Here is a 12,928-nt window from a genome sequence, read left to right as displayed (position 1 = left end):
TGGTTAACGACCCATTAAATAACTATGAATAGGTGATTGCATATTTTATCTCTGATCGAACAGTATGAGCTACAATTCTCCAATAATAATTATTTTGGCGATATCGGGGTAGATCCCTCTTACTCCATTGTAGAAGGCTCCCTTCCTGTACTAGTCTCAGCTCCACATGCCATTAATCATTTTCGAGAACATGCTGTAAAACCAGCTGACATGTATACAGGCTCCCTTGCCCTCTTGTTACAAAAGCTCACCAATTGCTACTGTATTTATTCGAATAGCTTTTCCAAAGAAGACCCAAATTACATCTTAGGTGGAGAATATAAGGCGGCGCTACGAGCGCTTGTCAAAGAACATCGCATTCAGTTTGTGATCGATCTGCACGGAGCTTCCAAACTTCGAGAGTTTGATATTGACCTAGGGACACTGTACGGAACCTCTATACGAGAGAATAATTTAAATGACGTCATAGGCATCTTTAACAATAATGGTATTACCAATGTTCGACAAAATCATACATTTTCTGCATCCCATCCTGGAACAATTACTTCATATTGCGCTAAGGAATTGTTAGTTCAAAGTATTCAAATTGAAATTAATCGAAATTATCGTAACCCGAATGCGTTTGATTTATTCCAAAAAACCATTCATTCCCTTGAACAAATCATTAAACTATTGGGCGGTGTCTGACATTATTATCGAGCAAACCTTTACTATTCTAGACAAACAAAGCCTTCAACCTCGTGAAGAAATCACAATGAACTCCGAAGAGTTAAAGGAATTAGGTTTAGTCCAGCATATCTTCGTTGATCTTACAGCAGAGAATGGTGTCAAAGTCAGCTGTTTAATTTTATCGGCAGATGAGGTGCCAAGAGGTACAATCCAATTATCCAAGCGGGCAAAGGACAAGCTCGGGGACTGCCTGACTACAGGATTAACAATAACGAAGCCAGAATACGACACAGTTCTTCGGGGAATTCCTAAAGTGGACGAGATTGCCAAACCCTATGTAAAAGCCTGTCCAGCACTCGTCCGTAAATATACGAATCAAGTAGAACTTATCAATCCCAAAAATGGCTTCCGGGTAAACCTAACTTTACGAGAAGATAGCACAGCCAAACCGAATACCCTTTACTTCAACAGATACATTATGTTATTGCTTGAAACCCATTCCGAGGGGCATGACCCATTAATCATTACTCGCGCTAGGACGCGTTCTCAACCCAAGCCAGGCATACATAAACTTATAAATCAACTGATCCAACGGCCCTTAAGTGCATTAGGGAACTTTTTTATTGGCAAAAGAGAGCTCACCCTCAGAGTGGGTCATCCTTACCCTTTTGATGAGCACCAGAATTTATGCAGAATTCATCCGAATGTTAGAAAACTGCTAGGCATGGAAGAAACAGATCAGATCGTGATCTCCTATAATTCCAAACAAATCACCATCCCCATCTTAGACATCGATACGGAGCATATTGCCCAGTCAGTCAAGCTTCATGCGGATAATGAGCAGCTTAAATTTATCGACAGCCACTTATTTATCGGGATCACCGCCTTATCGCGTAACGAGTTAGAAATCCCAAGCATCGGCACATCAGTTACCGTAAAAAGAAGTATGTACTCCTTATTCCTAAAGCACTTAAACAAACTGGTCTTACCTGTTATCGCTTTGTTGTTCACCATAGTACAGCTATATAAGGATTTGAACTGGAGCATCGCTCTGACCATCATCATTTCTCTTGTGTTACTTCCGATTATCATCTACACAACACTATCTGAGGAACGCGCCAAAATTAATTAAATGGAGGGATTTCCGTGGAATTCACTTCACAATCCCAAGTAGAAGATATGATCTACAGCTCTTACCTAAGGGCCATTAACAACATTACAGAGACTTTGGATGAAGAAGTTAGAAAACCGGAGTTAACCAGAGCATTACTGGATGCAGTCGGAAGTCCGGATCGCAATCAAAAATACATACTGGTCACAGGCAGTAAAGGTAAGGGCTCCACCTCTAGATTTATTTCCTCTCTGTTAAGTCACTTGGGATATAAAGTGGGGTTATTCACCTCCCCTCACCTGGTAGATTTCAACGAAAGAATCCGGATCAATGGGCAGGCAATAGCCACAGAAGATTTTGTACGATTAGGTAATGTAATTCGCGGGGGCTTCCACCAGATCGAAGAGCAGCTTGCTGCTGATGAATATCAAGGTCCGGTTGGGGTTGCTTTGGCTATTGCGGCTTTGTACTTTAAGGAGAAGGGTACAGATATCAATGTGATTGAATGCGGTAGAGGAGGAAGGTTTGATGACACCAATGTCCTGAGCAATGACTGGGCTGTCATTACCCCGATTATGGAAGAGCATGTAGCCCATTTGGGACCTGATCTGAACAGCATTACACTGCACAAGCTGGGGATTGTCAAAAACAACACAACAAACGTCTATGTTAGCAAACAGAAATCCGACGTTCTTGCGATCATGAAGGACAACCTCTCCTCCAACCCTGTGCAATATTACGAAGAACAGTTTTTAGCTGAATCTATCACAACCACTTCTGTCGGAACTACTTTTGATGTCCGGACGAAGCCAGCCGTTTATCCAGCCTTGACCCTTCCGCTATTGGGACAGTTTCAAGCGGTCAATGCTGCCAGCGCAGTCGCACTTTGTGAAGAGATTACAGGGGGACCCCTTGATCAGGAGATCGTACATCACTGTTTTGAACAATTACAATGGCCGGGACGTTGTGAAGTTATCTGTCATGACCCACTGACGATTATTGACGGAGCTATTCATAGAGATTCTGCAAGCTATCTGGCTGAACTTATTCAATTAGTGAATCCTGAGCGCAGCCGTACCGTCACATCCATCATCGGTGTCCCTAAGGATAAAGATTACACAGGGGTCATCGAAGTCATGAGTACAGTCTCGGATCAACTAATCGTAACCAAACCCGATATAAGCCATCTAATTTTCCCTACGGATGCTCCGCTTATCGCTAAAAGTTTTCTCGAAAAAAGTTCCGAATTCCCTTATTTAGAGGACGCTCTCACGTATGTTAAAGAACAATCACCTTCCGAGATTATTGTAATCGTGGGTACGCAAACTCTAATCGGAAATGCCAAAAGATTATTCGGGCAATCGCTGCTGAATATCGGCTTATAACTGATTCATACGCTGAAGAATAACTTCCCTGTAAAGGTCTGAGAGGCCAGGTACTTCACTTGGATTTTGCTTGCAATATTCATCTAACATTACCTTATGATTGACTTCGATCACCAACAAGCCTTGATTTGTCTCTAAGATATCTACTGAGCAGAAATCAAGGCCCAGCGCTTTAGAGGTCCGGGAGGCAAGCTCCGCCAGCGCCTCTTGTTTGACCTGATCTTTCACCTCAATCGTAACAGCTCCGTTAATCAAATTGTGCTTCCACGAACGAACTCTTTTTTTGCCAAGGAATACACGCGCCTGATGATTAAAAGTTACAATTCTATACTCAATCTCCGCTTCATAATAAGGACCTATTGCCCCATTAAGCTGTAAAGAAAATAATAAATCCAGCTTTTCATGCAGATCGGCTATCTCATTGATTTTGTACACATGATTGCCCTGCGCCCCGTTATCCTGCTTCATAACTACCTCCCCATTGCACGCTTGGAAATAACGCTCAGCCAATGGATAAGGATTCAAATTGCTAAATTTGGAGTCTGGATGCGGCAAATAAATATGTTCTACGGCTGGGATATTCGCCTTATGCAAAACATCATAAGTTAGAGATTTACTCATGGCAATGATCGTAGAAGCACTGTTGTTTAGTCCGATCTCAGCGTCTACCATCACAAATGATTTCACTCCATCTGTCGCTCTATATACGAAATTCGGTGTAATTTCCTCAAAGCTAATCCCTGAGGCTGTAACAGAATGCTGGATCATTTTTAAGTAAGGTCTAGTCGTCATTCAGTTTCCTCATTTCTAACAAAATATGACCAAACCTAATCATAGCATGAGGAATATTAATAAAAAATAATAAAATTGCGTTATAATAGTTAACACAATAATCTCCCGAATCTTATTTCAGGTCCCTTTTTCACAAAAATGACAGACTGTATGTTACGTTTAATGACTGACAGCGCTTTTATAGTTAAAATAAGTGTTGATTATTTAGTGATCATCCTCTATGATAAGCTTATTAAAGCGAATCAAAAAGTTAAAGCGGTTAAACTTTAATCTCTAGGTACCTAGTATTATTGCTAATTAATAGTGTTAGTATGATCAAAAGTTAAAGCGCTTATACTTTTAAAACGAGAGGTTGGTGTGTCATGATCAATCGCGAGAACAGGCGGCAGACGTTCTACATGTATCTGTTCATTTCTCCTTGGATTATCGGCTTCCTAGTATTCGCCCTTTATCCTATCTTATCATCGCTTTACTTCAGCTTTACTGATTATGACATCATACACCCACCTAAATTTATCGGGCTCGCTAACTACACAGAGATGTTTCACAATGACCTGTTCTGGAAATCGGTGGTTGTCACGCTGAGATATACCTTCATCGGTGTACCTATCCAGCTTGCGCTCGGTCTTGGCTTTGCACTATTGCTTCACCAGACCATTCCTCTGCGCGGCTTTTTCAGAACAGCAATGTATTTTCCAAGCATGGTATCCGGCGTGGCCATGTCCCTGCTGTGGTACTGGATCTTCAACCCGCAGATCGGGCTCTTCAATTACATCCTTTCCTGGTTCGGCATTCATGGACCGGCTTGGCTGATGAACCCAGACACTGCACTATATGCCTTGATCATCATGACTTTCTGGACAGCAGGCTCAGGAATGATTTTATTCCTCGCAGGTCTGCAAGGCGTACCGGCTAGCTTGATCGAAGCCGCTAACCTTGACGGTGCCGGGCGCTTCAGAATCTTCCTGAACATTACCTTACCGATGATCTCTCCCGTGCTGCTCTTCCAACTGATTATGGGACTGATTGATTCCTTCCAAGTCTTTACCCAAGCTTTTGTCATGACTCAAGGGGGGCCGAATTACTCTACCTGGTTCTATGTCTATAATCTCTACACCAGCGCTTTCAAAGAATATCGTGCCGGTTATTCCTCAGCCTTGGCATGGGTGCTCCTTATCGTAGTTATGCTCTGCACCGCACTAATTATGAAATTGTCTAACCGTTATGTTCACTATGAAGGAGGCGGACGCAAATGAGTACAGTCAGAGCGCTAAGCCCCCGGACTAAAGGAACCAAACGCCGCCGGAAAGCGGAGCCTGTTAAGATTTTCAGCTTTATTACTCTAGTAGTTACAACATTTCTGATGCTGCTTCCTTTGTTCTTCATGGTCTCCACTTCACTTAAGTCCAAACGCGAGATGCTGAAGTTCCCACCCACCTTTCTTCCGGAGAGCTGGCAGTGGAGCAATTACACAGAAATATTTGATACCCTGCAGTTCGGTACACTTTATAAAAACAGTCTGATTATCGCCGGCTTTAGTGTTGTGGGAACCTTGATTTCTTCGGCGCTGGTTGCCTATGGATTCGCCAGATTCAGAGGTACAGGTAATCAGGTGTGGTTCATCCTGCTGCTGAGCACCATGATGTTACCCTATCCGGCCATTATGATTCCGCAATTTGTACTCTTTTCGCAAATGAACTGGATAGATACCTTTTTACCCCTGATCGTGCCTGCTTTCTTCGGCTCAGCCTATAATATTTTTCTGCTGCGCCAATTCTTCTCCACATTGCCTGAAGAGCTGTTTGATGCCGGACGCATTGATGGCTGTGGTGAAATACGGATGTGGGCTACCATAGCAATCCCACTCTCCAAACCTGCACTTGCAACCGTAGCTATCTTTGCTTTTATCTACAACTGGAATGATCTGCTTACGCCAGTGCTTTACTTAAGCTCATCAGATAAGTTCACGCTACCCGTCGGGATGGCTTCTCTTACCTCATCGAGGTTCCGCATTCCACCTTGGCATCTGCTAATGGTTGCTTCGGTTCTAGCTATGGTCCCAATCGTTACGCTGTTTGCTGTAGCCCAGAAACAGTTCGTCGAAGGGATTGTACTTACAGGGATTAAGTAATAATCCGCCATCCGGCGGCCAAATATACTTGAAATCATGGAGGGTTTAGCTAATGAACAAGAACAGGAAAAGTATTGCGCTTTTACTTGCAGCTACCATGCTCGTTGTTCTAGCCTTATCAGGCTGTAGCGGCGGCAAATCGGCGGGTAACGCCCTATCTGAAGGAAACGGTGGCTCTACTAATTCTGGAGGCAAAGCAGAAACGGTAACGATTACCCATTACACAATAGATTCAGAAGACCGCACATTTGTCGAAAAATTAATCCCTGATTTCGAGAAGCAGCATCCGAATATTAAAGTGAAAGTGGAAAAAGCGCCCTATGAGCAGTTCGACAGCAAGCTGCAAACGCTAATTGCCGGCGGCAAATCGCCCGACGTGACAAGTCACTGGGGGTATGGAGGTTTCGCAGAATACTACAATAAGGGTATGTTGTTCGATATGACCGACCTTATGAAAGAGGATGGTTTCAAGGCAGAGGATTATAGTATCCCAGAGAATCTAATGGGTATCTACAAGGTTAAAGATCACACTTACGGCATCCCGGTCAATATGTATGTCACCTTAATGCTCTATAACAAAGACATGTTTGATGCTGCCAAACTGACTTATCCAACAAGCGATTATGAAGATAAGAGCTGGACGTTTGAAAAAATGGTCGACGAAGCTAAACAAATGACGCTTGTATCCGATGATATCGCCAAAACTCAATATGGCGTAGACTTCACTTGGTCCGAACGCGATATGCGGCCGTTATATTTTGGAGCGGAGCCTTACTCAGAAGACACATGGACTAATGGCGGCGTGCCTTCCGAGACTTATTTTGACTCCCCTGAAGTGATCGCTGCCTACAACAAGCTTTTTGATCTTGTCTTTAAGGATAAAGTCTCTCCTTCTTCCGAATGGAGCAAAAGTGTAGCTGGACAGAACGGCGATCCCTTTGTTGCTGGTAAAATCGGCATGTCTATCGGAGGCTCATGGAACCTTGCAGGTGCAAATGACTTCCCCTTCAAAATTGGCGTAGCCGCTGTACCATGGGGAGGAAACGAAAAGGTACGCAGCACCCTTTATGTCGATCCGCTGCTGATCTTGAAGGACTCCAAACATCCGAAGGAAGCTTTTGAATGGATCAAATACCTGATCACAAGCGAAGTGCAAGAGAAATCCATTGAGCTTAGTGGCGGTAACCCACCAGTCAACACCGAAGCTGCAGAAGCTTACTATAAACATTTTGAAGGTATCGATCCACAGGATATCAAAAATGTCTACGAGGGTGCTGTTAACTACGGCTTCGAATCCTATAACCACTTAATCACCAACTACTCGCAAATTAATGACATGTTCATTAATGAATTGCAGCCAGTAGAAACTGGACATAAGACGGTTGAAGAGGTGATGGCGACGATTCAGAAGAAGGTTACAGAGATCATTCAGCGATAACTGTTTGGCAGGTATACCGCCCCCTTTAGGGACGGTATACCTGCGTGAAATCATACGTTTAGCGGACAGTCTGCCAACCCTGTATACTGAAAGTAGAAAACAGGATCGGAAAATCTGCCGTGAGGAGAATTAAAGATGAAAGTTAGTATTTTTGATGTAGCCAAAAAATCCGGATTATCCGTTGTAACCGTATCCCGGGTGTTAAATGGGGCCGAATCGGTACGCGAGAATAATCGCCAAAAGGTGCTGGAGGCAATTAAAGAGCTGGATTACCGCCCTAATGCTGCGGCACGCAGTCTGGCAAGCGGTAAGACGGGAATTATCGGCATTATTGTCACTACCCTGCAAGATTCCTTTTTTGACGCAGTGGTCAAAGAGCTGAATGAAATATTAGCGATGCATGGTTATTTTTTAGCCATATCCATCTCAACAGGCATCGAATCGGATGATAGCCATTATTTAATTCAGGAGGATCGTGTAGACGGTTTAATTCTGCTCTCTCCGATGGAAGAGGACAATTATATTGTGGAGTTAAAACGGCGGGGTATTCCTTATGTGCTGATAGATAATCAGAAGCCCGAAAATGATACCTACTCCATCACGATCGACAACTTCAAGGGGGGATACGCAGCTACGCGTCATCTGCTGGAGCTGGGACACACTTCAATCGCTCATCTCTGCGGTCAGGAAATGTTCCGGAGTACGCGGGAGCGGCGCAGTGGATTTCTACAGGCGCTTCAGGAACAAGGACTGGCCCCCTTTGAGATCGTGCCTGGTGATTTCGATATTGGGATGGGATACGATACCTGCAAACGTTGGCTGAAGGAAGGAAAGCTGCCCACCGCCGTATTTGCCGGGGATGACAATATCGCGCTTGGAGTCATCAATGCCCTGATGGAAGCGGGCATTCAGGTACCCGAAGAGGTGGCAGTGGTCGGCTATGACGATCATTATATTGCTTCACAGCTTCATCCACATCTGACAACAATACGTCAGCCTGCAGACAAAATCGGGCTGGCAGCCGCGGATATGCTGCTCAAACGCATCTCCGGAAAGATGAAACGTGGAGCCGGGATGCGGATTGATCCTGAACTTATCGTACGTGAATCTACCGAAGCTGAGTAGATTAAATTTATACACTAGGAGTGACGACCATTGACTTACTACTTGGGGATCGATGGGGGAGGCACGAAAACCTATGCTCTGCTAAGCGATGAACATGGCAATGTTCTTGGCAAAGGCAAGAGTGGTAACGGCAACCACCAGACAGGCGCCCTTGAGGCCGCCAACAGTATTCAAGAGGCCACATTCGGGGCGCTGGCTGAAGCCGGACTCCGGTTGGAAGACATCCAGCATACCTATCTCGGACTTGCCGGTGCTGATCGCGAGGCCGACTATGCTATTCTCCATCCGATGATACGCCAGATAGGATTCACCAAATACACCATTAACTGTGACACTATGATCGGTCTACGCGCCGGAACGAATCGCCCATATGGTGTCGCGCTCATCTGCGGCACCGGCACCAATTCAGCAGGCAGAAACCTGCAGGGAGAGCATTATCAATGCGGCGGCTTTGACTATATGTACGGTGATTTTGGCGGGGGTGGCGCACTCAATATTGAGGTGTTTCGTTCCGTTATCCGAGCTTGGGACGGCCGGGAACAGCCCACCCTATTAACAGGCTTACTGCTAAAAATGTTAGGTTATGAGGAAGTTGGGCATATGTTTCACGATTTCCTTGATCATTGGAAAAAAGTCCCCGTAAATGTTGCTCGCCTGCTCTTTGAAGCAGCAGCTGAAGGAGATGCCGTAGCGCTGGAGATTTTACATCGGCAAGGGGTTGAACTAGGTAAGTCTGCGGCAGCTATCATTCACAAGCTAGGCATGGAGCAGGAGGCCTTCGATGTGGTGCTGGCAGGAAGTCTGCTAACCCGAGGGGATCGCGGTTGGATTCGCCAGCCTATCGAGAAAGCTGTACACGCTGCAGCCCCTCAGGCAACCGTGGTTACCCTTGCCACAGAGCCTGTAGTCGGTGCAGTATGGTCAGCTATGGATCAAGATGGGTTGACCATTAGTAGTGAAGTATATGAGAAAATGCGGAAATTTCAGGATTATGAATCGATCAAACAAACTACAAGACAGGAGTGATTAATCTTGGCAGCTAACCAAGGATTAAAGATTGCAGTTATCGGTGGAGGTTCTTCGTATACCCCAGAATTAGTAGAGGGATTCATTCTTCACTATAAAGAACTTCCCGTGCGCGAATTATGGCTTGTAGATATTGAGCCTGGTCTTCGCAAGCTGAATATTGTAGGTAACTTGGCAAAACGTATGGTGGAGAAATCAGGCCTTCCGATTGAGGTTCATCTGACAACAGACCGCCGTAAAGCGATCGAAGGCGCCGATTTCGTCAGCACCCAGATGCGTGTCGGCATGCTTGATGCCCGTGCTCGTGATGAGTCGATTCCGCTCAAATATGGCGTTATTGGCCAAGAAACAACAGGTCCTGGGGGAATGATGAAAGCACTGCGCACCATCCCTGTTATTCTGGATGTATGCCGTGATATCGAGGAACTGGCTCCCAACGCATGGCTGCTCAATTTCACTAACCCTGCTGGGATGGTCACCGAAGCCGTTCTGAAATATTCTAAGGTAAAAAGTATTGGCCTGTGCAACGCACCTATCGGCCTGATCAAGCAAGTCTCTGCCAAATATAATGTAGCAGCAGACCGTGTATATGCCGAATTTGTGGGCCTCAACCACTTGCACTGGATTACTCGTATCGATGTTGAAGGTGAAGACAAGCTGGACGATATGCTTGCAGATACAACCAGCTACAGCGCTAAGAACGTACCAGCAAGAGAATGGAACCCGGAATTCCTGCAATCCCTTCATGCACTGCCCTCATACTATTTAAAATATTTCTATATGACCGATGCCATGCTCGAAGAGCAGATAGAATCCCATAAACAAGGCATTAACCGTGCTGAAGTCGTTAAACGTGTAGAAGAAGAGCTCTTCGAGCTTTATGGCAATCTAGAGCTAAGCGAGAAGCCGAAGCAGCTGGAACAGCGCGGCGGTGCTTTTTACTCAGAAGCAGCTGTTAATCTCATGAGATCGCTCCATAACGGATCAAACGACATTCAGACCCTAAATGTCGCAAACCATGGCATATTGGACTTCCTGCCAGATGACGCCAGCATTGAAGTGAACTGCGTGGTCACTAAAAACGGCCCGCTACCACTGCCACTGACCAAAATTCCAACCATGGCTAAAGGACTCATTCATGCTGTCAAAACCTATGAACAGCTGGCGATTGACGCCGCTGTAACCGGAGACCGCGCCCTTGCCCTTCAGGCGCTCGCACATCACCCGCTTGTTCCGTCCGTGGACGTAGCGATTCGGATGCTGGACGAAATGCTGGAAGCTAATAAAGAATTCCTGCCGAACTTTTTTGCGAATTAATTCATACCTCCTATCGAGAAATAACTAAAAGAGACCGAACCCGGTCTCTTTTTTTGCGCTTGTTGCTGATACTCGCTACCGAAGCAAAAATGAATAAAGCATCTTGGTAATTTGCACTTAGCGAATTCGCTATCGGACACAGCTGACCTTAAAAGCGGCTTTTTCACATTTTTAGAGTGCTAGCGGACCCCATAGCCGTTATTAGCATGAAAACCACCCAATATAACCCCTTTCTAATTGAATAGCGGCGCTGGTGTCCGAAAACCTGCTTCAAAGGCTAAAAACTAGCAAATAACGTTATCTGGGTCCGCATGACTCGGCCGAAGATTGCACAGAAAATGTGTTCGGATATTTATAGAAGAACCAGAGATTACTGCGAGTTGTACCGATAATGAGATCTGCTGTCCATCAGTTCACTGCTGCCAGATTTGCCAACGACCCACAACGCAAAAAAACGATCCCTGTTACTGGAGGAACGCTTTTTTGTTTCTACTCCAATGGGCTCCCAGCATTTCCACCATTATCATCCACTCATTTATTGCTGCGCTCTCAGCGTATTTCTTGCATTACCTGTTCAATGCCAAAGCGAATATCCGGCTCTTTTACACTGGATACATTGAGCTTTAGAATCTTCTCTTTATTAAAAGAGGGCAGATACCCGCTGTCCGCCATTTCGATACGAATGAACTTTTTTTGCAGACGTTTGATCATCTGTTCTGTCTTTACGCTGTCACTAAGCTTCAGATACGTATGCACGCCAAGCTGGCCGGTTGGATGGTAGGAATAATGCTGTGCTGTCGCTGTATCTAACTCTCTCATAATCGATTCATGGAGCAGCGTGGATCTTTTTTCGTAGCAGGAACGCATCTTTTTTCGGTGGCGCTCGAACATTCCGCTTTTCAGATACAACTCCAGGGCAGCCTGAGACAGCATAGAGCTATCTATATCCATCAGTCTTTTGAATCGGTTAAAAGAGTCACACAGGACCTCTGGCAGTACAGCGACACCGACACGCAGACCCGGAAATATAATTTTGGAAAAGCTTTTCAAATAGATCACATGGGAAGCATCGTCATAAGCGTAGATCGGATCCTCTTTTGCATCCTGCTCCAAGTCCGCCATGTAGTCATCCTCAACGATGTATACATCGTATTTAGCTGCTAGCTGAGCAATCGCCTTCTTCTGGGGACGGGTATAGGAGACGCCAAGCGGATTATGAAATCGCGGGACGGTATAAAAGAACTTGAACTGGCCTGTCTTAAATAACCGTTCTAATTCATTCAAGTCCACCCCAGCATCCGAACGCTTTATTCCCTCTGTCTCAATGCCATACGTCTTCAAATATTCCATAAAAAGCGGATAACCCGGCTGCTCAATCAGCACTCGCTGCCTGCCATTCGGAAAAGGAATTCGGGTCAATACGCCAAGCGCCTGCTGCACACCTGAGGTAATAAAAATCTGTTCCGGATTGGCAAATACCTGATAAGAAGCCAGATGCCGCTGCATTTCACGAATAAGAGAAGGAAGCCCCTGCGGCGTTCCATAGATGAACAAGTCATTGCGGTACATATCAATCGCTTTATTAATACAATGTTGGAAATCCAGATACGGAAAAATATCCGGGTCGGGTGCAGACACCGTAAAATCGATCCAATGTGCACCTTCGTCTTTTCGCTGTCCGCTTCGTTTCATGACATAATAACCACTTTTTGAGGCGGCATAGATTAAATGTTTGTCCTGAAGATCCTGCAACGCGCGAATAACCGTACTTTTACTACATCCATAACGTAAGGACAACTCCCGGATAGACGGTAATTTATCTCCCTCACGATACGCATCCTCGGCAATTTGCGCTTCCAGCTCGTTGATTAACTCCGAATACTTATACATCCCTTTCACCTTCCTCCAAGCTTATTCTGTACCGGTACAGATGA

Annotated in this window: 11 protein-coding genes; 9 read left to right on the top strand and 2 right to left on the bottom strand. The window is 45.2% G+C overall.

All coding sequences use genetic code 11. The features are described 5' to 3' along the window. Positions 1-36: 36 nt before the first annotated feature. Genes MHI25_RS01275 through MHI25_RS01265 form a run of 3 tightly spaced genes read left to right on the top strand, consistent with a single transcriptional unit; the run spans position 37 to position 3,165 of the window. Positions 37-687 (top strand): N-formylglutamate amidohydrolase, encoded by a 651-nt coding sequence (locus MHI25_RS01275; RefSeq protein ID WP_076192573.1) that lies wholly within the window; start codon positions 37-39, stop codon positions 685-687. Then, on the top strand, positions 653-1,801 hold the full coding sequence (locus tag MHI25_RS01270) for a hypothetical protein (RefSeq protein WP_340394827.1): 1,149 nt from the start codon (positions 653-655) through the stop codon (positions 1,799-1,801). The genes MHI25_RS01275 and MHI25_RS01270 overlap by 35 nt, the downstream gene beginning before the upstream one ends. A gap of 14 nt (positions 1,802-1,815) precedes the next feature. Further along, positions 1,816-3,165, top strand: a complete 1,350-nt coding sequence (locus MHI25_RS01265) for a Mur ligase family protein (protein WP_339189150.1) — start codon at positions 1,816-1,818, stop codon at positions 3,163-3,165. On the opposite strand, the gene MHI25_RS01260 is transcribed toward MHI25_RS01265, so the two are convergent. After that, positions 3,160-3,957: a hypothetical protein gene (locus MHI25_RS01260; protein ID WP_076126956.1), complete on the bottom strand. Its 798-nt coding sequence runs from the start codon at positions 3,955-3,957 to the stop codon at positions 3,160-3,162. The genes MHI25_RS01265 and MHI25_RS01260 overlap by 6 nt on opposite strands. 362 nt (positions 3,958-4,319) lie before the next feature. Here MHI25_RS01260 and MHI25_RS01255 point away from each other — a divergent pair, with 362 nt between their 5' ends. The 6 genes from MHI25_RS01255 (at position 4,320) to MHI25_RS01230 (ending at position 10,994) form a co-directional block, all read left to right on the top strand. After that, a complete protein-coding gene (locus MHI25_RS01255; RefSeq protein WP_036687229.1) occupies positions 4,320-5,213 on the top strand; it encodes a sugar ABC transporter permease in 894 nt (297 codons plus the stop codon). Further along, on the top strand, positions 5,210-6,088 hold the full coding sequence (locus MHI25_RS01250; protein ID WP_038568194.1) for a carbohydrate ABC transporter permease: 879 nt from the start codon (positions 5,210-5,212) through the stop codon (positions 6,086-6,088). Before MHI25_RS01255 ends, MHI25_RS01250 begins: the two co-directional genes overlap by 4 nt. Positions 6,089-6,140: 52 nt before the next feature. Beyond that, entirely contained in the window at positions 6,141-7,526 is a 1,386-nt protein-coding gene (locus MHI25_RS01245; RefSeq protein ID WP_076192581.1) for a sugar ABC transporter substrate-binding protein, read from the top strand. 135 nt (positions 7,527-7,661) lie between these two features. After that, positions 7,662-8,651 (top strand): LacI family DNA-binding transcriptional regulator, encoded by a 990-nt coding sequence (locus MHI25_RS01240; RefSeq protein WP_076303197.1) that lies wholly within the window; start codon positions 7,662-7,664, stop codon positions 8,649-8,651. 30 nt (positions 8,652-8,681) lie between these two features. Beyond that, positions 8,682-9,677, top strand: a complete 996-nt coding sequence (locus MHI25_RS01235; RefSeq protein ID WP_076303198.1) for a BadF/BadG/BcrA/BcrD ATPase family protein — start codon at positions 8,682-8,684, stop codon at positions 9,675-9,677. Positions 9,678-9,683: 6 nt separating this feature from the next. Continuing rightward, the gene (locus tag MHI25_RS01230; RefSeq protein ID WP_076303199.1) at positions 9,684-10,994 is read left to right on the top strand and encodes a 6-phospho-beta-glucosidase; all 1,311 of its coding nucleotides are present in this window, start codon (positions 9,684-9,686) and stop codon (positions 10,992-10,994) included. Between the two features lie 549 nt (positions 10,995-11,543). On the opposite strand, the gene MHI25_RS01225 is transcribed toward MHI25_RS01230, so the two are convergent. Next, positions 11,544-12,884 carry a PLP-dependent aminotransferase family protein gene (locus tag MHI25_RS01225; protein ID WP_340394826.1) on the bottom strand — a complete coding sequence of 447 codons (1,341 nt, stop codon included), beginning with the start codon at positions 12,882-12,884 and terminating at the stop codon, positions 11,544-11,546. Positions 12,885-12,928 lie beyond the last annotated feature (44 nt).

It is taken from the genome of Paenibacillus sp. FSL E2-0177 (genome assembly GCF_037992975.1).
In the GTDB taxonomy this organism is placed as follows: Bacteria; Bacillota; Bacilli; order Paenibacillales; family Paenibacillaceae; genus Paenibacillus_AQ; species Paenibacillus_AQ odorifer.
Note: the sequence above shows the minus strand (reverse complement) of the source record. Positions and strands in the feature narration are given on the sequence as shown.